This window comes from Enterobacter quasiroggenkampii (genome assembly GCF_043972695.1).
Taxonomy (GTDB): domain Bacteria; phylum Pseudomonadota; class Gammaproteobacteria; order Enterobacterales; family Enterobacteriaceae; genus Enterobacter; species Enterobacter quasiroggenkampii.
On sequence record NZ_CP143745.1, the window covers coordinates 3466531 to 3488341 of the forward strand.

At 57.8% G+C, this 21811-nt stretch carries 22 protein-coding genes; 8 read left to right on the top strand and 14 right to left on the bottom strand.

The window, feature by feature from the left end; translation table 11 throughout:
- Positions 1-29 precede the first annotated feature (29 nt).
- Both znuC and znuB read left to right on the top strand, forming a co-directional pair.
- Positions 30-785 (top strand): zinc ABC transporter ATP-binding protein ZnuC, encoded by a 756-nt coding sequence (gene znuC / locus V1572_RS16615; RefSeq protein WP_048029425.1) that lies wholly within the window; start codon positions 30-32, stop codon positions 783-785.
- Positions 782-1567, top strand: a complete 786-nt coding sequence (znuB, locus tag V1572_RS16620; RefSeq protein WP_048029424.1) for a zinc ABC transporter permease subunit ZnuB — start codon at positions 782-784, stop codon at positions 1565-1567. Before znuC ends, znuB begins: the two co-directional genes overlap by 4 nt.
- Before the next feature lie 52 nt (positions 1568-1619).
- On the opposite strand, the gene ruvB is transcribed toward znuB, so the two are convergent.
- From ruvB to aspS, 6 genes are all read right to left on the bottom strand, one after another.
- Positions 1620-2630: a Holliday junction branch migration DNA helicase RuvB gene (gene ruvB / locus V1572_RS16625; protein ID WP_008500449.1), complete on the bottom strand. Its 1011-nt coding sequence runs from the start codon at positions 2628-2630 to the stop codon at positions 1620-1622.
- An 8-nt stretch (positions 2631-2638) separates the two neighbouring features.
- Entirely contained in the window at positions 2639-3253 is a 615-nt protein-coding gene (gene ruvA / locus V1572_RS16630) for a Holliday junction branch migration protein RuvA (protein ID WP_048223742.1), read from the bottom strand.
- An 80-nt stretch (positions 3254-3333) separates the two neighbouring features.
- Positions 3334-3855 (bottom strand): crossover junction endodeoxyribonuclease RuvC, encoded by a 522-nt coding sequence (gene ruvC, locus V1572_RS16635; RefSeq protein ID WP_003859749.1) that lies wholly within the window; start codon positions 3853-3855, stop codon positions 3334-3336.
- 34 nt (positions 3856-3889) lie between these two features.
- Positions 3890-4630 (bottom strand): YebC/PmpR family DNA-binding transcriptional regulator, encoded by a 741-nt coding sequence (locus tag V1572_RS16640; RefSeq protein ID WP_008500447.1) that lies wholly within the window; start codon positions 4628-4630, stop codon positions 3890-3892.
- 27 nt (positions 4631-4657) lie between these two features.
- Positions 4658-5101, bottom strand: a complete 444-nt coding sequence (gene nudB, locus V1572_RS16645) for a dihydroneopterin triphosphate diphosphatase (protein ID WP_008500446.1) — start codon at positions 5099-5101, stop codon at positions 4658-4660.
- Position 5102: 1 nt separating this feature from the next.
- On the bottom strand, positions 5103-6875 hold the full coding sequence (gene aspS, locus V1572_RS16650) for an aspartate--tRNA ligase (RefSeq protein WP_126533671.1): 1773 nt from the start codon (positions 6873-6875) through the stop codon (positions 5103-5105).
- A 263-nt stretch (positions 6876-7138) separates the two neighbouring features.
- Here aspS and V1572_RS16655 point away from each other — a divergent pair, with 263 nt between their 5' ends.
- The 5 genes from V1572_RS16655 to cmoB are packed head-to-tail and all read left to right on the top strand — an operon-like array spanning position 7139 to position 10719.
- Positions 7139-7705 carry a hydrolase gene (locus V1572_RS16655; protein ID WP_048029423.1) on the top strand — a complete coding sequence of 189 codons (567 nt, stop codon included), beginning with the start codon at positions 7139-7141 and terminating at the stop codon, positions 7703-7705.
- Positions 7702-8520, top strand: coding sequence for a DUF72 domain-containing protein (locus V1572_RS16660; protein WP_045908205.1), 819 nt, complete (start codon positions 7702-7704; stop codon positions 8518-8520). Before V1572_RS16655 ends, V1572_RS16660 begins: the two co-directional genes overlap by 4 nt.
- A 51-nt stretch (positions 8521-8571) precedes the next feature.
- Positions 8572-8967, top strand: coding sequence for an MAPEG family protein (locus tag V1572_RS16665; RefSeq protein WP_021240443.1), 396 nt, complete (start codon positions 8572-8574; stop codon positions 8965-8967).
- 40 nt (positions 8968-9007) lie between these two features.
- Positions 9008-9751 carry a carboxy-S-adenosyl-L-methionine synthase CmoA gene (gene cmoA, locus V1572_RS16670; RefSeq protein ID WP_045908204.1) on the top strand — a complete coding sequence of 248 codons (744 nt, stop codon included), beginning with the start codon at positions 9008-9010 and terminating at the stop codon, positions 9749-9751.
- A complete protein-coding gene (gene cmoB, locus V1572_RS16675) occupies positions 9748-10719 on the top strand; it encodes a tRNA 5-methoxyuridine(34)/uridine 5-oxyacetic acid(34) synthase CmoB (protein ID WP_045908203.1) in 972 nt (323 codons plus the stop codon). The genes cmoA and cmoB overlap by 4 nt, the downstream gene beginning before the upstream one ends.
- Positions 10720-10981: 262 nt before the next feature.
- Here cmoB and cutC read toward each other — a convergent pair whose 3' ends face one another.
- Together cutC and V1572_RS16685 are read right to left on the bottom strand one after the other, a co-directional pair.
- Entirely contained in the window at positions 10982-11725 is a 744-nt protein-coding gene (gene cutC, locus V1572_RS16680) for a copper homeostasis protein CutC (RefSeq protein WP_045908202.1), read from the bottom strand.
- A 69-nt stretch (positions 11726-11794) separates the two neighbouring features.
- The gene (locus tag V1572_RS16685; RefSeq protein ID WP_395299391.1) at positions 11795-12364 is read right to left on the bottom strand and encodes a VOC family protein; all 570 of its coding nucleotides are present in this window, start codon (positions 12362-12364) and stop codon (positions 11795-11797) included.
- A 239-nt stretch (positions 12365-12603) separates the two neighbouring features.
- Here V1572_RS16685 and argS point away from each other — a divergent pair, with 239 nt between their 5' ends.
- A complete protein-coding gene (argS, locus tag V1572_RS16690; RefSeq protein WP_395299392.1) occupies positions 12604-14337 on the top strand; it encodes an arginine--tRNA ligase in 1734 nt (577 codons plus the stop codon).
- Positions 14338-14413: 76 nt separating this feature from the next.
- Here argS and V1572_RS16695 read toward each other — a convergent pair whose 3' ends face one another.
- The 6 genes from V1572_RS16695 to cheZ all read right to left on the bottom strand — a co-directional run bounded on the left by V1572_RS16695 (position 14414) and on the right by cheZ (position 21808).
- Positions 14414-15553: a glycoside hydrolase family 105 protein gene (locus V1572_RS16695; protein ID WP_262796582.1), complete on the bottom strand. Its 1140-nt coding sequence runs from the start codon at positions 15551-15553 to the stop codon at positions 14414-14416.
- Positions 15554-15557: 4 nt separating this feature from the next.
- Positions 15558-17141, bottom strand: a complete 1584-nt coding sequence (locus V1572_RS16700; RefSeq protein ID WP_048029419.1) for an MFS transporter — start codon at positions 17139-17141, stop codon at positions 15558-15560.
- A 262-nt stretch (positions 17142-17403) separates the two neighbouring features.
- Positions 17404-17796, bottom strand: coding sequence for a flagellar protein FlhE (locus V1572_RS16705; protein WP_045908198.1), 393 nt, complete (start codon positions 17794-17796; stop codon positions 17404-17406).
- On the bottom strand, positions 17796-19874 hold the full coding sequence (flhA, locus tag V1572_RS16710) for a flagellar biosynthesis protein FlhA (RefSeq protein ID WP_395299393.1): 2079 nt from the start codon (positions 19872-19874) through the stop codon (positions 17796-17798). The genes V1572_RS16705 and flhA overlap by 1 nt, the downstream gene beginning before the upstream one ends.
- Positions 19867-21015: a flagellar biosynthesis protein FlhB gene (gene flhB, locus V1572_RS16715; protein WP_021240449.1), complete on the bottom strand. Its 1149-nt coding sequence runs from the start codon at positions 21013-21015 to the stop codon at positions 19867-19869. Before flhB ends, flhA begins: the two co-directional genes overlap by 8 nt.
- Before the next feature lie 148 nt (positions 21016-21163).
- Positions 21164-21808: a protein phosphatase CheZ gene (gene cheZ, locus V1572_RS16720; protein ID WP_008500432.1), complete on the bottom strand. Its 645-nt coding sequence runs from the start codon at positions 21806-21808 to the stop codon at positions 21164-21166.
- Positions 21809-21811: the final 3 nt, after the last annotated feature.

Sequence of the window (21811 nt, forward strand, 5' to 3'; positions counted from 1 at the left end):
TTAGTTGACTTCTTCAAGCTTAAAATGACATGACGACATTGGTTTCCCTTGAAAATATTTCGGTCTCATTTGGTCAGCGCCGCGTCCTCTCTGACGTGTCGCTCGATCTGAAGCCCGGCAAAATTCTGACGCTACTCGGCCCCAATGGCGCAGGCAAATCCACTCTGGTGCGCGTGGTGCTGGGTCTGGTCGCACCCGATGAAGGCGTGATCACGCGCGAGGAAAAATTGCGCATCGGCTATGTGCCGCAAAAACTGCACCTCGACGCCACACTGCCGCTGACGGTGAGCCGTTTCCTGCGCCTGCGTCCCGGCACGCGTAAAGCCGATATTCTCCCGGCGCTGAAGCGCGTGCAGGCGGGCCATCTAGTCGATGCGCCGCTGCAAAAACTGTCCGGCGGAGAAACGCAGCGCGTTTTACTTGCCCGCGCGTTGCTCAGCAGCCCGCAGCTGCTGGTACTGGATGAGCCGACGCAGGGTGTAGACGTCAACGGCCAGGTCGCGCTATACGACCTCATTGACCAGCTGCGCCGGGAACTGAACTGCGCGGTGCTGATGGTATCCCACGACCTGCATCTGGTGATGGCAAAGACTGACGAAGTGCTGTGTCTTAACCACCATATCTGCTGCTCCGGCACGCCAGAAGTGGTCTCCATGCACCCGGAATTTATCTCCATGTTCGGCCCTCGCGGCGCTGAACAGCTCGGCATCTATCGCCATCATCATAATCATCGCCATGATTTGCAGGGACGAATCGTTCTGCGTCGGGGAAATGGACATTCATGATTGAACTGTTACTGCCCGGCTGGCTGGCCGGGATTATGCTTGCCTGCGCCGCAGGCCCGCTCGGCTCGTTTGTGGTGTGGCGCAGAATGTCTTACTTCGGTGATACCCTGGCGCACGCGTCCCTGCTGGGCGTGGCTTTTGGCCTGCTGCTGAACGTCAACCCGTTCTACGCGGTGATTGTGGTCACGCTGCTGCTGGCGGCCGGTCTGGTCTGGCTGGAAAAGCGCCCTCACCTCGCCATCGATACCCTGCTTGGCATCATGGCGCACAGTGCCCTGTCGCTGGGCCTGGTGGTGGTCAGCCTGATGTCGAATATCCGCGTGGATCTGATGGCTTACCTGTTCGGTGACCTGCTGGCCGTCACGCCAGACGATCTCATCGCTATCGCGATTGGCGTTGTGGTGGTGCTCGGCATTTTGCTCTGGCAGTGGCGTAACCTGCTGGCCATGACCGTCAGCCCGGACCTGGCGTTTGTCGACGGCGTGAAGCTGCAGCGCGTTAAGCTGCTGCTGATGCTGGTAACAGCGTTAACCATTGGCGTGGCGATGAAGTTTGTCGGCGCGCTGATTATTACGTCACTGCTGATCATCCCTGCGGCTACGGCGCGTCGTTTTGCCCGTACGCCGGAGCAGATGGCCGGTGTGGCCGTGATTGTCGGAATGATTGCGGTAACGGGTGGACTCACCTTCTCGGCGTTCTATGACACGCCTGCCGGGCCGTCCGTGGTGCTGAGTGCGGCGGTGCTGTTTATCTTCAGTATGATGAAGAAGACCGCGCAGTAGTGGACATGTCCCCGGTGGCGCTTCGCTTACCGGGGCTACAAATTATCGCTGCTTACGGCATTGCCGGTGGCGTAATGCCGAAATGATTCCACGCCCGCACCGTCGCCATACGTCCACGCGGTGTGCGCTGCAGGAAGCCCTGCTGGATCAGATACGGTTCAAGCACATCCTCAATGGTTTCACGCTCTTCCCCGATTGCCGCCGCCAGGTTATCCAGCCCGACCGGGCCACCAAAGAACTTGTCCAGCACCGCCAGCAGCAGCTTGCGGTCCATGTAGTCAAAACCTTCGGCATCGACGTTCAGCATATCCAGCGCCTGCGCGGCGATCTCAGCGGAGATCGAACCGTTGTGCTTCACCTCAGCAAAGTCACGCACGCGGCGCAGCAGGCGGTTGGCGATACGCGGCGTACCACGGGACCGTTTCGCCACTTCAAACGCCCCCTCTTCGCTCATCTCCAGCCCCATATAGCGGGCGCTGCGGCCAACGATGTGCTGGAGGTCGGCCACCTGGTAAAACTCCAGACGCTGCACGATCCCGAAACGGTCGCGCAGTGGAGAGGTCAACGACCCGGCTCGCGTTGTTGCGCCAATCAGGGTAAACGGCGGCAGATCGATTTTGATGGAGCGTGCCGCCGGACCTTCACCAATCATGATATCCAGCTGATAATCTTCCATCGCCGGATAGAGCACCTCTTCCACCACCGGTGACAGACGGTGGATCTCATCGATAAACAGCACGTCATGCGGTTCGAGGTTGGTCAGCATGGCCGCCAAATCGCCCGCCTTCTCCAGCACCGGGCCGGAGGTGGTGCGCAGGTTTACGCCCATTTCATTAGCGACGATATTCGCGAGCGTGGTTTTGCCCAACCCCGGAGGGCCAAAAATCAGCAGGTGATCGAGCGCATCGCCGCGCAGTTTTGCCGCCTGGATAAAAATCTCCATCTGGGAACGAACCTGCGGCTGGCCAATGTACTCATCAAGCAGTTTTGGGCGAATCGCGCGATCCACCACATCCTCTGCCTGAACAGTGCCTGCCGAAACCAGGCGGTCTGCTTCAATCATCCTTTACCTCACAATGCAGCGCGCAGCGCTTCACGAATCAGGGTTTCACTGCTGGCATCCGGTTTGGCAATTTTACTTACCATGCGGCTGGCCTCCTGAGGTTTATAGCCCAGCGCCACCAGCGCGGCAACCGCTTCCTGCTCGGCGTCATCATCCGTCGCAGGCGCGCCTGGGGAGGTCAACACCAGATCGGTCGCCGGCGTGAAGAGATCGCCATGCAGGCCTTTGAAGCGGTCTTTCATCTCGACAATCAGGCGCTCTGCCGTTTTCTTACCAATGCCAGGAAGCTTAATCAGCGCCGCAGGATCTTCACGCTCAACGGCATTCACAAACTGTGGTGCTGACATGCCGGATAAGATCGCCAGCGCCAGCTTTGGCCCGACGCCGTTGGTTTTAATCAGCTCGCGGAACAGCGTGCGTTCTTGTTTGTTGTTGAAGCCGTACAGCAGTTGAGCATCTTCACGCACCACAAACTGAGTAAAGACGATCGCCTCTTTGCCCGCGTCCGGCAACTCGTAGAAGCAGGTCATCGGCATATGGACTTCATAGCCCACGCCACCCACTTCCAGCAGCACTAACGGGGGTTGTTTTTCAATGATGATGCCTCTGAGTCTGCCTATCACGTGACGCTCCTGCGTTCTGGAAGAAATTAACTGCCGACATAATAAAAAAAGGCTGGATAAACATCCAGCCTGATTTGTCATTATCGTAACCTGCCTCGCGCCAGATTGAGCCGCGACTCGCTCATTTGCATCGCGTTCTGGCTGACGTGACAGTGGGTAATCGCAATCGCCAGCGCATCCGCGGCGTCAGCCTGCGGGTTTGCAGGGAGCTTCAGCAGGGTACGCACCATGTGCTGCACCTGACTTTTCTCCGCGCTACCGATGCCCACCACCGTCTGCTTGACCTGACGTGCCGCGTATTCAAATACCGGCAAATCCTGGTTTACCGCAGCCACGATGGCCACTCCGCGCGCCTGACCGAGCTTTAGCGCCGAATCGGCGTTTTTCGCCATAAAGACCTGCTCGATGGCGAAATAGTCCGGCTGGAACTGGGTGATGATCTCCGACACGCCCGCATAAATGAGCTTCAGGCGCGAAGGCAGATCGTCCACTTTGGTGCGAATACAGCCGCTGCCGAGGTAGGTTAACTGGCGTCCCACCTGGCGGATAACGCCATACCCGGTGACGCGTGAGCCTGGGTCAATCCCGAGAATAATCGACATCACGCGTCTCCTGTAACGGATCTACACGCTCTCATTAGAGAGTCGCTGCAACCTCATCAGAGATTTCACCGTTGTGGTACACTTCCTGAACGTCGTCGCAGTCTTCGAGCATGTCGATCAGACGCAGCAGTTTTGGTGCAGTTTCCGCATCCATGTCCGCTTTGGTGGACGGGATCATGGAGACTTCAGCGTTGTCCGCTTTCAGGCCAGCCGCTTCCAGCGCATCGCGCACGGCACCCATCTCTTCCCACGCGGTGTAAACGTCGATAGCACCGTCGTCAAAGGTCACCACGTCTTCCGCACCGGCTTCCAGCGCCGCTTCCATGATCGCATCTTCGTCGCCTTTCTCGAAAGAGATGACGCCTTTTTTGCTGAACAGGTATGCAACGGAACCGTCAGTGCCCAGGTTGCCACCGGTTTTGGTGAACGCGTGGCGCACTTCCGCAACGGTACGGTTACGGTTGTCGGACAGGCACTCAACCATTACCGCCGTACCGCCAGGACCGTAACCTTCATAGATGATGGTTTCCATGTTCGCGTCTTCATCGCCACCCACGCCACGTGCGATAGCACGGTTTAGGGTGTCACGCGTCATGTTGTTGGACAGCGCTTTATCCACCGCCGCGCGCAGACGCGGGTTAGAAGCCGGGTCACCGCCGCCCAGACGCGCTGCCGTCACCAGCTCGCGAATGATTTTGGTAAAGATCTTACCGCGCTTGGCATCCTGTGCCGCTTTGCGGTGTTTGGTGTTGGCCCACTTACTATGACCTGCCATAAAAAGTTCTCCAAAAATCGCGCCTTTTCAGGCTGCGTTAATTACAAATTCTTCAATCGCCTGCCGGTTGCTCCACGACTTGGTCAGTGCGGCGGCATCCGCCGCATTCACCCAGCGGTAGGTCAGGTGTTCGGTAAACACGATCTCCCGTTCATGGGGGAGCGCGAGACAGAACCACGACTCCGTATTGCGCTCGGTACCCGGCGCGTAGCGATGACGTAAATGGCTAAAAATTTCAAACTCCACCGTGCGCTGACAGTCCTTCAGGGTCAGTTGCTCGCGGGCAACGTCAATGGCGACCTCTTCCTTTACTTCACGCGCGGCGGCCTGCGGCGCGGTTTCTCCCTCTTCCAGACTGCCGGTAACCGACTGCCAGAATTCAGGGTCATCGCGCCGCTGCAACATCAGCACCCGCTTCGTGTCTTCTGCATAAATGACCACCAGGACCGAAACGGGGAGCTTATATGTCATATCAGTTTTTCTCTTCCTTCTTCACCACCTCAATGCCCAGCTCAGCCAGTGCGGCCGGGTTGGCAAAGCTTGGCGCTTCGGTCATCAGACACGCGGCGGCAGTGGTTTTCGGGAAGGCGATCACATCACGGATGTTATCGGTGCCGGTCAGCAGCATGGTCAGACGGTCAAGACCGAAAGCCAGACCCGCGTGCGGAGGCGTACCGTATTTCAGCGCGTCCAGCAGGAAGCCGAATTTCTCACGCTGCTCCTGCTCGTTGATGCCCAGGATGCCGAACACGGTCTGCTGCATTTCACCGCTGTGAATACGCACGGAACCGCCGCCCACTTCGTAGCCGTTAATGACCATATCGTAGGCGTTCGCGACCGCCTCTTCCGGTGCCGCTTTCAGCTCTGCCGCCGTCATCTCTTTTGGCGAGGTGAACGGGTGGTGCATCGCGGTCAGGCCGCCTTCACCGTCGTCTTCAAACATTGGGAAGTCGATAACCCACAGCGGCGCCCATTTGCTCTCGTCGGTCAGGTTCAGGTCTTTGCCGAGCTTCAGACGCAGCGCGCCCATCGCATCCGCAACGACTTTCTTGTTGTCTGCACCGAAGAAGATCATGTCGCCGTCCTGCGCGCCGGTGCGCTCCAGGATCGCTTCCACGATGTCTGCGTTCAGGAATTTCGCGACCGGGCTGGTGATACCTTCAAGACCTTTCGCGCGCTCGGTCACTTTAATATAGGCCAGACCTTTCGCGCCGTAGATCTTGATGAAGTTACCGTAGTCGTCGATCTGCTTACGGCTCAGAGCCGCGCCGCCCGGTACACGCAGCGCTGCTACGCGGCCTTTGACGTCGTTAGCCGGGCCCGCGAATACCGCGAACTCCACGTTTTTAACCAGATCAGCTACGTCTACCAGCTCCATTGGGTTACGCAGGTCTGGTTTGTCAGAGCCATAGCGACGCTCGGCTTCCGCGAAGGTCATGATTGGGAAATCGCCCAGCTCAACGCCTTTCACGTCATTCCACAGGCTACGCACCAGAGCTTCCATCACTTCACGCACCTGCTCGGCGGTCATGAAGGAGGTTTCCACATCGATCTGGGTAAATTCAGGCTGGCGGTCAGCACGCAGGTCTTCGTCGCGGAAGCATTTCACGATCTGATAGTAGCGATCGAATCCGGACATCATCAGCAGCTGTTTGAACAGCTGCGGAGACTGCGGCAGCGCGTAGAACTTGCCTTTATGAACGCGGGATGGCACCAGGTAATCGCGCGCGCCTTCCGGCGTGGCTTTGGTCAGCATCGGGGTTTCGATATCCAGGAAACCATGGTCATCCATAAAGCGACGCACCAGGCTGGTGATTTTCGCGCGGGTTTTCAGGCGCTGAGCCATTTCCGGGCGACGCAGATCCAGGTAGCGGTATTTCAGACGCGCTTCTTCGGTGTTGACGTGGTTGGAGTCCAGCGGCAGCGCTTCAGCACGGTTGATGATAGTCAGATCGGACGCCAGCACTTCAATGGCACCCGTCGCCATGTCGGCGTTAACGTTTTTCTCGTCACGCGCACGTACGGTGCCGGTGACCTGAATGCAGAACTCATTACGCAGCTCAGAGGCCAGCTTCAACGCATCTGCGCGATCCGGATCGAAGAACACCTGAACGATACCTTCGCGGTCGCGCATATCGATGAAGATAAGGCTACCAAGATCACGACGACGATTGACCCAACCACACAGGGTGACCTGCTGTCCGACGTGGGACTGACGCAGCTGCCCGCAATATTCTGTACGCATGAGATATCCCTTAATTAGCCGCAGGCTAAATGTCGCCTGGTATGCAGGCTACTATGTCGCAGCTTTCTGTATGTCACAACTGGATGAAAAAAGGCGGCTATTATACTGGAAATTCCGCCGGACGATAAGAGCGAACCACGGCCAGGCGGTCGTTTGCTGCACTCTTATTGCGCATTCTCACAAAAATTAACAAAATTATGCGACCAATAACAGGCCATCACGTCGTATGGTGTCTGGAAGTGATTAATTTAACGGGAGTAACGATGTTAACCCTTGATGCCAGAAAAACCGCGCTTGTAGTCATTGATTTACAGGAAGGCATTTTGCCCTTCGCCGGTGGCCCGCATACCGCGGACGATGTAGTCAGCCGCACCGCCCGCCTGGCGGAAAAATGCCGCGCCAGCGGTGCCCCGGTTGTCATGGTGCGCGTCGGCTGGTCTGCGGATTACGCCGAAGCGTTAAAACAGCCCGTTGATGCGCAGGCACCCGCGCGAGCCCTGCCGGAAAACTGGTGGACGTACCCGGTCTCGCTTGGCAAACGCGACAGCGACATCGAAGTCACCAAACGCCAGTGGGGCGCATTTTACGGCACCGATCTAGAGCTGCAGCTCCGCCGTCGCGGCATTGACACCATTATCCTGTGCGGTATTTCCACCAACATCGGCGTGGAATCGACTGCCCGCAACGCGTGGGAGCTCGGCTTTAATCTGGTGATCGCCGAAGATGCCTGCAGCGCGGCCTCCGCGGAACAGCACCAGGGCAGCATGACCCACATCTTCCCGCGCATCGGCCGCGTGCGCAGCACGGATGAGATTGTCAGCGCGCTATGATGTATGTCGGTTTACCCCAGTGGTCGCACCCGAAATGGGTGCGCCTTGGCATCACCAGCCTTGAAGAGTATGCCCGACACTTCAACTGCGTCGAGGGTAACACTACCCTCTATGCGCTCCCGAAAGCCGAGATTGTTGCGCGCTGGCGGGAACAAACGACCGACGACTTCCGCTTCTGCTTCAAGTTTCCGGCGACCATTTCTCACCAGGCCGCGCTGCGAAACTGCGGTGAGTTGACCGACGAATTCTTTGCCCGGATGGCGCCTCTGGCAAACCGCATTGGCCAGTACTGGCTGCAGCTTCCGGCCGTCTTTGGCCCGCGCGACCTGCCCGCACTGTGGACGTTTCTGGACGCCCTGCCCCGGGAGTTTACCTACGGCGTGGAAGTTCGACACCAGGACTTCTTCGCGAAGGGCGAAGCAGAAAAAGCGCTCAACCGCGGCCTTCTCGAGCGTTCCGTTAACCGGGTGATCCTCGATAGCCGTCCGGTGCACAGCGCGATACCGCACAGTGAGGCCATCATTGAGGCGCAGCGTAAAAAGCCAAAAGTACCCGTTCATGCTGTGGTGACCGCGCAGAACCCCATGGTCAGGTTTATCGGCAGCGATAACATGCCGCAAAACCAGGCGCTGTTCGCCGTCTGGCTGGAAAAACTGGCCTCGTGGGAACACACCACCACGCCGTATCTCTTTTTGCACACGCCGGATATTGCTCAGGCCCCCGAACTGGTCGATGCTCTGTGGCAGGCCTTGCAGACTGCGGTGCCGTCCGTGGGCAGCGCCCCTTCCATCCCACAACAATCTTCTCTTTTCTGATATCACCCCCTATCATAGTGAAGTGCCATCTGCCAAAAACAGGGAGTTTGTATGGTCAGCGCGCTGTATGCGGTGTTAGGTGCATTACTGCTGATTAAATTTTCATTTGATGTTGTGCGCCTCAGAACGCTCTACCGCGTCTCCTACGGTGACGGAGGATTTTCCGAGCTGCAAAGCGCAATCCGCATTCACGGCAATGCGGTCGAATACATCCCCGCGGCCTTAATCCTGCTGCTGTTTATGGAGATGAATGGCGCAGAAACCTGGATGGTGCACATCTGTGGCCTGCTGCTTATCGCTGGCCGCCTGATGCACTATTACGGTTTTCACCACCGCTTAATCCGCTGGCGTCGTTCCGGCATGAGTGCGACCTGGTGTTCACTTTTGCTGATGGTGCTGGCTAACCTGTGGTATATGCCGTGGGAGTTGGTTTTCTCCCTCCATTAGCGCACAATACGCCACTTTATTTTTCCCGGATTTTTACGTTATGTCAGATCGCGACACGCTTTTTTCCGCGCCTATCGCCAGCCTGGGCGACTGGACCTTCGATGAACGGGTAGCCGAAGTCTTCCCGGATATGATCCAGCGCTCTGTTCCCGGTTATTCCAATATTATCTCTATGATCGGCATGCTGGCTGAGCGCTTCGTTCAACCCGGCACGCAGGTCTATGACCTGGGCTGCTCGCTCGGCGCGGCAACGCTGTCGGTTCGTCGTAACGTTCACCACGAAGGCTGCCGAATCATAGCCGTCGATAACTCCCCGGCGATGGTTGAACGCTGCCGTCGCCATATTGACGCCTACAAAGCCCCTGTGCCAGTGGACGTGGTGGAAGGCGATATCCGCGAGATTGAGATCACTAACGCGTCGATGGTCGTGCTGAATTTCACGCTGCAGTTCCTGGTGCCGGAAGACCGCCAGCTGCTGCTGGACAAAATTTATCAGGGGCTGAATCCTGGCGGCGCGCTGGTGCTCTCAGAGAAATTCAGTTTTGAAGATGCCGAGGTTGGCGAGCTGCTGTTCAATATGCATCACGATTTCAAGCGTGCGAACGGCTACAGCGAGCTGGAGATCAGCCAGAAGCGCAGCATGCTCGAAAACGTGATGCTGACGGACTCCGTAGAAACCCACAAGGCGCGCCTGCGTCAGGCCGGATTTGAGCATAGCGAACTGTGGTTCCAGTGCTTCAACTTTGGTTCGCTGGTGGCGCTGAAAGCGGGGAAACCGGCATGATCGAGTTCAGTAACTTCTATCAGCTGATTGCCAAAAATCAGCTCTCACACTGGCTGGAGACGCTGCCTGCGCAGATTGCCGCCTGGCAGCGCGATCAGCAGCACGGCCTGTTAAAGCAGTGGGCGAATGCGGTGGAGTTTCTGCCCGAGCTGACCCCGCATCGTCTGGATCTCCTGCACAGCGTCACCGCTGAGAGTGAAGAACCGCTTCCGCCAGGACAGATCAACCGCATCGAAACGCTGATGCGCAACCTGATGCCGTGGCGCAAAGGGCCGTTCTCGCTGTACGGCGTGAACATCAATACCGAATGGCGCTCAGACTGGAAATGGGATCGTGTTCTGCCCCACCTTTCCGACCTGACCGGGCGCACCATTCTGGACGTGGGCTGCGGCAGCGGTTACCACATGTGGCGTATGATTGGCGCGGGCGCGCATCTGGCGGTGGGTATTGACCCGATGCAGCTGTTCCTGTGCCAGTTTGAAGCGGTACGTAAGCTGCTGGGTAACGACCAGCGCGCACACCTGCTGCCGCTGGGTATTGAGCAACTGCCCGCTCTGAAAGCGTTTGATACCGTGTTCTCCATGGGCGTGCTGTACCACCGTCGTTCCCCGCTGGAGCACCTGTGGCAATTGAAAGATCAGCTGGTCAGCGGCGGCGAGCTGGTGCTGGAAACGCTGGTCATCGAAGGGGATGAACATGCCGTTCTGGTGCCGGGCGATCGCTACGCGCAGATGCGCAACGTTTACTTCATCCCTTCTGCGCTGGCGCTGAAGAACTGGCTGGAGAAATGCGGGTTTGTGGACGTGCGGATTGCCGATGTCAGCGTGACCTCAATCGAAGAGCAGCGCCGCACCGACTGGATGATCACCGAATCGCTGGAGCAGTTCCTCGACCCAACCGATCACAGCAAAACCATCGAAGGCTATCCGGCCCCGATGCGAGCGGTGCTGATAGCGACAAAACCGTAGCCTGTTAGCCGGGTGGCGGCTGCGCCTTACCCGTCCTACGCGTCGCACGTTTTCTCCAAAATAGTTCAAGTTGCAGCAAGGCGGCAACGCAGCGAATCCCCGGGAGCTTACATCAGTAAGTGACCGGGGTGAACGAGGCGGCCAACGCGGCTGCGGCTTGAAATATGAAGGAGAAAAAAAGGCCCCTGTGTAATTTGCAGGGGCCTGGTACAAGCAAGCATCATATTGGGCGACATGATGCGCGGTAAAAATCGGTACGTTGCTACACGTGATGGCGCTCAATCAGCGACTTCATTTCCGCAACCGACTCTCCCTCGACACCGTAGCGTGAATACTCATCCGCTTCAGCATCCGTCGACATAGACAATCCTGTATTGCGATAACGCATGGGTGACGGCATCCATTTGCCTGCCGAGCTGTGCAGCTCTTTTACCCCGGCGTTTAAAAACAGTTCCAGATTGCTGGCACGGACTCCCGCACCCGCCATTATTATTGGAACGCGGGAATGTGCGTTTAGTTCCGTAATTAATTGCATTCCTTTTTCTGCGGACGCCTGTTGACCCGAGGTCAGAACGCGCGCCACGCCAAGTTCTCCAAGCGTTTCAAAGGCCTGAAGCGGATCTTTACACATATCAAATGCGCGATGAAACGTGACGGCCAGCCCCTTCGCGGCGCTCATGACCTGACGCATGCGCGGGATATCAATATTGCCGTCCTCATCCAGCAGGCCAGTGACCAGCCCCGGGAACCCCAGGTCGCGAACGAGGGCGATGTCTTCAAGCATGGCACCGAACTCGCCCGCCGTGTAGCAAAAATCACCGCCGCGCGGACGAATAATCGGGTGAACGGGAATGGTGACGGCCTGACGGGCGGCCCTCAGCACACCGTAAGAAGGCGTCAGCCCGCCCTCTTTGGGTGCCGCACACAGTTCAATGCGGTCAGCCCCGTGTTTTTGCGCGGTGACGGCGCACTCCACGCTGTAACAGCAAATCTCCAGCAGCGCCATTTAATCCTCCTTTACTCCCACCAAACGAGTCATCATGACATGCCGTCCGCTTTCAGTCCCGGCGGGAACTCACATCTCTTGCGCTTCACTGGCAACGATCTGCTCAATGGTCCAGGGATGAAACTTCACCGTGACCTTCCCGTCCGTGACGGCCAGCGTCGGATTCGGTAATCGCTCGCGCTCACCTTTGGGTGAACTGGTCTTCACAAAAATCCCTGGCTGGCTTAAGCCTTCGTCAGCTAACAGGGCCAGCGCGCGCGCGTTTAATGTCTCCGGCTCACCCGGCAGGACAATTTCAATGTGCTCCCACCCTTCGTGCGGATAGCGCTTCTCGCCCGGCCACGGCAGTTCAACCACGGTGAATTGCCAGTGGGCCACGTTCACCGGCTCACGCAGCCTGAACAGGCAAATAGGCCGACCGTTAATGATGTTCTCGGAAAGTAACTCGCCGCACTGTTCGAACCCACGACGCCAGCGCTCTGCGGTAGCATTTTGATGGCAGCGCAAAGAGATGTGATCGGCCTCAAGCGGCGCAATTTCCAGACCCAGACGGGTGGCAAGTTCTGTGAACGCCTGGGTGAAGCGCGGTAAATCTGCGGAAATATCATGCAGTTCGTCAATGGATTGCCAGTTCGCCATAAGTCACTCTCTTTTCGTGTCGCAAAGCCGCTAATTTACTCTGTTGCCCTGTTTTGACCAACCGCAGAATCCGGCTTTTTATGACTGCATGTTTATGCACACCTTCTTAGCCTGGATTCTGAGCAATCTTCAGGCCCCGCGATGCTGACGGCAGAAGGCATTTGCAGTATACTCCCGCCCTAAATTCTCTAACTGGCGCGGGTGGTTGTGAGCCCGCATCAAAAAAGTAAGGTATCCAGGTGAATATTCAGGCTCTTCTCTCCGAAAAAGTCAGTCAGGCACTGATTGCCGCAGGTGCGCCTGCGGATTGCGAACCGCAGGTTCGTCAGTCAGCAAAAGTACAGTTTGGCGACTATCAGGCTAATGGCGTGATGGCAGTGGCTAAAAAACTGGGCATGCCGCCGCGACAGCTCGCTGAGCAGGCACTGACGCATCTGGATCTCGCCGGCATTGCCAGCAAAACCGAAATCGCCGGCCCGGGCTTTATCAACATCTTCCTTGAGCCTGCCTTCCTGGCAAGCCACGTTGACGCGGCACTGAAATCTGACCGTCTGGGTGTTTCCCAGCCGGAAGCGCAGACCGTCGTGATCGACTACTCTGCCCCGAACGTGGCGAAAGAGATGCACGTTGGCCACCTGCGCTCCACCATCATCGGTGATGCCGCGGTGCGTACGCTCGAGTTCCTCGGTCACAAGGTGATCCGCGCGAACCACGTGGGCGACTGGGGTACCCAGTTCGGGATGCTGATTGCTTACCTGGAAAAACAGCAGCAGGAAAACGCGGGCGAAATGGCGCTGGCGGACCTGGAAGGGTTCTATCGTGAAGCCAAAAAACACTACGACGAAGACGAAGCCTTTGCCGAGCGCGCGCGCAGCTACGTGGTAAAACTGCAGGGCGGCGATCAATACTTCCTCGAGATGTGGCGCAAGCTGGTTGACATCACTATGTCTCAGAACCAGCTGACCTATAACCGTCTGAACGTCACCCTGACCCGTGACGACGTGATGGGTGAAAGCCTGTATAACCCAATGCTGCCCGGCATTGTGGCTGACCTGAAAGCGAAAAACCTGGCGGTTGAGAGCGAAGGCGCAACGGTTGTGTTCCTTGATGAGTACAAAAACAAGGAAGGCGAACCGATGGGCGTGATCATCCAGAAAAAGGATGGCGGCTACCTCTACACCACGACCGACATCGCCTGTGCGAAATACCGTTACGAAACGCTGCATGCTGACCGCGTGCTGTACTACATCGACTCCCGCCAGCACCAGCACCTGATGCAGGCGTGGACGATCGTGCGTAAAGCCGGTTACGTGCCGGACAGCGTTCCGCTGGAACACCACATGTTCGGCATGATGCTGGGTAAAGACGGCAAGCCGTTCAAAACCCGTGCGGGCGGGACCGTGAAGCTGTCCGACCTGCTGGACGAAGCGCTGGAACGCGCCCGTCGTCTGGTGGCCGAGAAGAATCCGGACATGCCGGCCGACGAGCTGGAAAAACTGGCCAACGCCGTGGGTATCGGTGCGGTGAAATACGCTGACCTGTCCAAAAACCGTACCACCGACTATATCTTCGACTGGGATAACATGCTGGCGTTTGAAGGCAACACGGCGCCATACATGCAGTACGCCTATACCCGCGTGCTGTCGGTCTTCCGTAAAGCCAATATCGACGAAAGCGTGCTGGCGAATGCCACCGTGACCATCACGGAAGATCGTGAAGCACAGCTGGCAGCGCGTCTGCTGCAGTTCGAAGAGACGCTGACCGTGGTCGCACGTGATGGCACGCCGCACGTAATGTGTGCTTACCTGTACGACCTGGCGGGTCTGTTCTCCGGCTTCTACGAGCACTGCCCTATTCTCTCCGCGGAGAATGAATCGGTCCGCAACAGCCGCCTGAAGCTGGCGCAGCTGACGGCGAAGACCCTGAAGCTGGGTCTGGATACCCTGGGTATCGAAACCGTAGAACGTATGTAATGCAAAAAACCCGGCGCAAGCCGGGTTTTGTTTTGTAGCCCCGGTAAACGCAGCGCCACCGGGGATATCCACAGGTTCAGAAGTATTTTCGCAAATACTCCGTCAGACACAGTATCGCCATCGCCTGCCCATACGGCATTGAGGTCAGCGGGATCTGACGATAAAACTCAAGATCGCTCCCCATGCCCGTGCCGAACGACGTTTGCAACAGCTCGCCTTCCGGCGAGATATTCCTGACGATACCGCGAATCGCTTTTTCTGCCACCTCAGCATACTCCGCGCCAACATAGCGCTTGCGCACGGCTTTCAGAATGCCGTAGGCAAACCCTGCCGTGGCGGACGCCTCAAGATAAGAATGTGGATCGTCAAGCAGCGTGTGCCACAAACCACTCCCGTCCTGACACTTCGCCAGCGCGGCAATCTGCGCGTTCAATACCTGCACCAGGTAGCGGCGCACGGCGTTGTTTTCCGGCAGATCCACCAGTTCGAGGAAGTCCGGGATCACGATGGTGAGCCAGCTGTTGCCGCGCGCCCAGCGGGCACGGGCAAAGTTATGATTACCGTCATAGCTCCAGCCGTGGAACCACAGCCCGGTCTCCCGGTCCATCAGATTCTGCACGTGCAGCAGGAACTGATACACCGCCTCTTCAACGTATTCAGGTTTGTTGAGCAGCTTACCGATTTTCGCCAGCGGCAGCACCGTCATCATTAGCGTGTCGTCCCACATCTGCTGATGGTTCTCTTCCGCCAGGGTGATGTGCTGCATCCCGCCGTGTTCAGTGCGCGGCATCTCCGCCATCGCCCATTCCGCCCAGCTTTCCAGCCACGGCAACCAGGCCTGATTTTGGCTCTCTTCGTAACGATAAGCGAGCGTCAGGAACGGCGACATGGTATTCACGTTTTTGGTGGTTGCGCCTTCCGCAAAGCGGTCGGCAAACCAGCTGTCGATGATGTCGCGCATACCTTCGTCGCCGGTCTGGCAGTAATACTGCCAGATACCATACAGGCCGACGCCGTGCGTCCACTCCCATCCGGCCCAGCCTTTGGTGTCGATCACGCGCCCGTCGTCCAGCCGCAGCAAAAATTCACCCGTTTTGTCGCGGATATTGACCAGATTATGCGTCACCTTTTGAATCAGCGATTTCAGCTCGTCCCGGGCGATAAAGCGCTCTGGCTGACGTAATAACGGGCTATGTTTGACAGGCCAAACTTTCATCATCTTAACCTCTGTTGTATGTCGAATTCAGTACCGCGCGATCCTTGAGAGAAGGTGCCGCTGGCTTATTGCGATTCAGATAACCGATGTTGTTATTGCCCCACAGTGACTCATAAGGCATACCGGCCAGCATCTCGACGGTGGCGCGGGCGTGTGGCGTCGCTGACTCAGGCATCGCATGACCACTCTCACGCATTTTCGCGGTCTCCTCGCGCAGCGTGCTGTGGGTTTGCAAGTTGAGTTTGAAGCGCAGGGAAACAAGAAAGCCGCAGAACAGCACCAGGATGGTGCCCACGCTCAGGATCATCAAAATGGTGTGGCTCACTTCTGCAGGCTGCACTTTCTGACCACTGACAAAGCCGGACATCTGCATCACGATGCCCACCAGCATCACCGCACCGGCCTGCGACGCCTTGCGGGTCAGGGTCATGATGCCCGCGAAAATCCCTTCGCGGCGCTGGCCGGTGATCACTTCATCCACGTCAGCAATGTAGGTGTAGGTATTCCATGGGACGTAGTTGATACCGCCACGACCCAGCCCTGCGACCGCAGAGATCAGCAACAGCAGAGCGTAGACGTCGCTCAGGCCAGCATAATAGAGTACGGCGTATGAGAGAGACGCCAGGCCAAACAGCACCACAACCATGCGGTAGGACGGTGCAGGCCCGAAGCGGATACACAGCGGGATCATGGCGATAACCGCAATGAACTGGAAGATAGCCATCGTGCCCAGCAGACTGGACGCCATTGACGCTTCCTGCATCAGCACGAACACCACGTAGTAGGTGAATACCGCGTTAAACACGTCCTGCGCGATATAGCCGCCGAGGTACATGCCCAGGTGCTGACGGAAAATTTTGATGCGCAGCGTGGAGCTTAACTCAACGATCAGCCGGTTGAGGCTCTGCCCCAGCGTCAGTTTCTTCTTCTCTTCTTCAGCACGCAGCGCCGCTTCAGACCACTCTTCGCGCGGGCGCTCCCAGGTGAAGCACCAGACAAAGGTCAGCATCAGCGCGCAGAGCACAGAAAAGACCAGGCTTGCGTAGAAGAAGGAAACCGCGTTGTCTTTGCCGAAGTGGGTCAACAGGATCCCCGGCAGGAAGGAGGCGAGAATGGCGGACATCTGCGCCATAGAGATGCGCGCACCGGAGAACTTCGTTTTCTGTTTAAAGTCGTCAGTCATTTCCGGCACCAGCGTTTCGTACGGCACCAGAATCATGGTGTAGACAATATCAAACACCAGATAGGTCAGCAGGTAATACCAGAAGCTCATGTCCCCAACCCACATCAGCGAGTAGCTGAACACGCACGGAATACCCAGCAGGATAAAGAACTTACGACGGCCAAAGCGCTTACCGAGCCAGGTCGTACCAAAGTTATCGGTTAAAAAGCCCATTAACGGGCTAACTACGGCATCCAGCACCCTTGCCGCGGCAAAGATGAACGTTGCTTCGATCGGTGTGAGCCCGCAGAAGGTGGTATAAAAATATAAAAGCCAGGCCGCCGTCAGGGCGGTGGTACCCGCCCCAAGGAAATCGCCTGATCCGTACGCAAGATAATTCGCGAGTCCAATTTTACGTGTTTTCATTGCCGTCAACCCTAATCAGTTTTGGGAGACTCCCTGCAAGCAAGCCTCGTCCGGGAGCTTTAATACGGCTACAGTAATTGCATCGGCTTGTTGATACCTTTCTGTTTCTGCCATTGCAAAGAGGGGGAATGGCAAAAATACAAAGAGTATGGTTACGCGCGTCACTGATTTATAAAACAGCGTTTCTTTTTGATCAAAAGGCGAGGTCAGTTTTGAGAGCCAGCCATCAAAATTGCCTGATGGCTGGTGAAAAGGCAGGGTGTTAGCGGTAGTTCACGATGACAGAATTGCTCTGTACCTTCAGCGCCGGGATCAAACGTCCTCCGCCCGGCACTTCCCAGATGAAACGCAAAGGCTCAATAGCTGGCACGCCGTTGAACGCCTGCGTTGTTCCATTTTCGCCGTCGATTTCGGTACAGCGCGTCTGAGAGCAGAGGCGCACCCGCAAGCCCGCTGGCGTAGGGCCAATCAGCCGGTAGTTCCAGACCACAAGGCCCATCTGACCGGAAACCTCTTCCGAAGCCGACAGCGGGTTAGACGACATAGCAACACCGCGGTTGCTGAGGGTCACCCCCATGCTGCTCGCCTGCCAGGTACCTCCCCCGGCAGCCTGCGCTGCCAGTGGGAAGAGCACTATCCAAAGCCACTTACGCATTATTTTCCTCCAATCGTCGCGGTCATGCGGATATGACGGTTATCCGACAGCTCCAGATTCGACAGCACGACCAGCTGGTTCAGGCTGCGACGCAGGAAGCGCGACAGCAGCGGACGCAGCGCGTGGTTCACCAGCAGCACCGGCGGCGCCCCCAGCATCTCCTGACGCGCCAGCGCCTCCTGGGTTTGCGCCAGCAGACGGTCCGCCAGGCCCGGCTCCAGGCCGCCCCCGCCTTGCAGAGCCTGCAGCAGCAGACGCTCAAGCGGCGTATCGAGGCCGATGACCTGCACTTCTCCGGTTCCCGGGAACCACTGCTGGGTGATTGCCCGTCCCAGCGCCACGCGCACCACCGCCGTCAGCTCGTGCGGATCGCTTTGTATCGGCGCGTGCTCGGCAAGGGTTTCCAGAATGGTGCGCATATCGCGGATCGGCACCTTCTCGTCGAGCAGGTTTTGCAGCACCTTATGCAGCGTGGTTAAGGTCAGCACGCCGGGGACCAGATCTTCCGTCAGCTTCGGCATCTCCTGCGTGACGCGGTCAAGCAGCTGCTGCGCTTCCTGACGGCCAAACAGCTCCGACGAGAATTGCCCAATCAGGTGATTAAGATGGGTCGCCACCACGGTACTGGCTTCCACAACCGTATAACCCTGGATCTGCGCCTGCTCTTTCAGCGCGCTTTCAATCCAGATCGCGGCCAGACCAAAGGCCGGGTCGATAGTTTGCTCGCCCGGCAGCGTGCCTGCGGCGGTGCCGGGGTTAATCGCCAGCCAGCGGCCCGGATAGGCATCACCGCTGCCGATTTCAACGCCTTTCATCAGGATGCGGTAGCGCGCGGGTGGCAGGTCCATATTGTCGCGGATGTGAACGACCGGCGGCAGGAAGCCCATGTCCTGGGCGAATTTTTTACGGATACTGCGGATACGACCGAGCAGCTCGCCGTCCTGCTGGAAATCGACCATCGGGATCAGGCGATACCCGACTTCCATTCCCAGGGAATCTTCGAGCTGAACGTCGTTCCAGGTCGCTTCAACGGCCTGGTTATTCTCCGGCATTTTGACCGGCACAGGTTCCGCTGCCGGTTTGGTTTCACGGCCACGCATCCACCAGGCAAGGCCCAGCAGCGCCGCCGTAAACAGCAGGAAAACGAGGTTTGGCATACCCGGCACCAGACCGAGCAACCCGAGAACCGCCGCGGCCAGCAGCATCACGCGCGGGTTACTGAACAGCTGGCCCACCATCTGCTCGCCAACGTCCTGATCGGTGCTCACGCGGGTCACGATGACACCCGCCGCAGTGGAAATCACCAGCGCCGGGATCTGCGCGACCAGACCGTCACCGATGGTCAGCAGCGTATAGCTTTCCGCCGCGTGGCCCATGTCCATCCCATGCTGCAACACGCCCACCAGCAGGCCGCCGACCACGTTAATCACCATGATCAGAATGCCCGCGATGGCGTCACCGCGGACAAACTTACTCGCACCGTCCATGGAGCCGTAGAAGTCCGCCTCCTGCGTCACTTCCGCACGGCGCTTTTTGGCTTCATCTTCGGCGATAAGACCGGCGTTCAGGTCGGCGTCGATCGCCATCTGCTTGCCGGGCATCCCGTCGAGCACAAAGCGCGCGCCCACTTCCGCAATACGCCCTGCACCTTTGGTGATGACCATAAAGTTGATGATCACGAGGATGACGAACACCACGATACCGATAGCGAAATTACCGCCCACCAGGAAGTGGCCGAACGCTTCCACCACTTTACCTGCCGCTGCCGCCCCGGTGTGACCTTCCATCAGGATGATACGCGTGGACGCCACGTTCAGCGCCAGTCGCAGCAGAGTGGTAAACAGCAGGATGGTCGGGAACGCGGCGAACTCCAGGGTACGCTGGGTGAACATCGCCACCAGCAGCACCATAATGGACAGCGCGATATTGAAAGTGAAAAGCAGGTCGAGGATGAACGCCGGGAGCGGCAGTACCATCATCGACAGAATTAGCAGGATCAGAATCGGCCCGGCCAGGATCTGCCATTGGGTCGATTTCAGGTTGCCGGGCAGGCGCAACATTGCCACCAGATTAGCCATCAGTGTCCTTCTCGTTCATAAAATCCAGCGCGGCAGGCACCGGAAGGTTCTCAGGTTTCACAGGCCGTTGACCGCCGGCCAGACGCCAGCGCTTCAACTGCCATACCCAGGCCAGCACTTCCGCCACGGCGGCGTAGAGTTGTCCCGGGATCTGTTGTCCAATATCCGCATGGCGGTACAGGGCACGCGCCAGCGGAGGGGCTTCGAGGATCGGCACGCGGTGTTCGGTGCCAATTTCACGGATACGCAGCGCGATCAGCCCCGCCCCTTTCGCCACCACTTTCGGCGCGCTCATTTTGTTTTCGTCATAGCGCAGCGCAACGGAGTAGTGTGTCGGGTTGGTGACGATGACGTCGGCCTTGGGCACATCGTCCATCATGCGGCGACGGGCGGCGGCACGTTGCATCTGGCGGATACGCCCCTTCACGTGCGGGTCACCTTCCATCTGCTTATATTCGTCACGGATATCCTGACGTGACATCCGCAGTTTCTTGAAGTGGGTATAGAGCTGGAAGATCACGTCAAAACCCACCATCGGGATAATGCTGAGCACCACCAGCAGCGCGCAGAGTCCCACCAGATTCAGGGCATTGCTCATCGCGGTGAGAGGCGATTCGCTGATGAGACGCATCATTTCCGGCCAGTGGTACCAGAGGTAAAACCCCGCGGAGCTGCCCATCAACACCGATTTGAGAATAGCTTTGAGCAGCTCGGCCCCGGTCTGCGCAGAGAACATTTTCGCAATGCCCGGCAGCGGGTTCAGTTTGGAAAATTTCGGCTGCAGCGATTTGGCGCTGAAGACCAGACCGCCGAGCATCACCGGCGAGACCAGCGCGACCAGCACAACCCCGGTGATCAGGGGCAGTAGCGCAACCATGGCCCCTTTAATCAGCTGGATAATCTGGCTGAGGATCAGATTCGGATCGTTGACCATACTGTGGTCAAAACGTAAGCCGGTTGACAGCATGCCCGCCAGCTTGCGGGCGAGCGACTCCCCGCCCCACCAGATAATGCACACGCCTACGATAAGGATCAGCAGGGAGGTCAATTCTCGGGATCGGGGGATTTGCCCTTCCTCACGCGCCTTTTCTAGTCGGTGGGGTGTGGGGGCTTCCGTTTTGTCGTCGTTCTCTTCTGCCACTGTGCACGCTCAGCCCATTACGTCACGGGTATCATGCCAGCGCAGCGGAAATCCAATGGCGGGAAAAGCCCGTTTATTCGGGCTCTTTTCGGTGATTTTGTCGCAAACCGCCTCAGGGGGCATCCATCCCCTGAGGCGCAATGGACCATCAGAAGCCGAGGCTGTCCAGCAGGTCGTCTACCTGATCCTGGCTTGCCACCACGCCCGCCTTGCTGGCGTCGAGCTGTGGACCATTGAGCAGGCTTTCGTTCTCGCGTTTTGGACGGGCTGCCGGTTCCGGGATGTTCTCCAGCAGCACCATCAGCAGCTGGCGCTCAATCTCCTGGATCACATCCATCATGCGCTTGATAACCTGACCGGTCAGGTCCTGGAAATCCTGCGCCATCATGATGTCCAGCAGCTGGGCATTGGTGAAGCTGGTGTGACCCGGCACATCCCCCAGGAACTGGCGGGTATCGGTCACCAGCTCGCGGGCATCCGCCAGCTCGATAGGGTTCTCAAACCACTCGTCCCAGCGTTTGGTCAGCGCTTTCGCTCCCTTTTCCATCGCATCCTGGTGCGGCTGTGACGCTTCAACGCTGTTCAGCGCACGTTCAGCGGCCTGAGCGGTCATCTGCACGACGTAGTCCAGACGATCGCGGGCATCAGGAATCGCTTCCGCCGCTTCCGCAATCGCCTGATCCAGACCCAGCTCACGCAGGCTGTCACGCAGCATGCGCGTCAGGCTGCCGATGCGGACGATGATGTCGCTCGGCGAGTGTTCTTCAACGGGTTTCATAGCAGGTTGCATCATAAC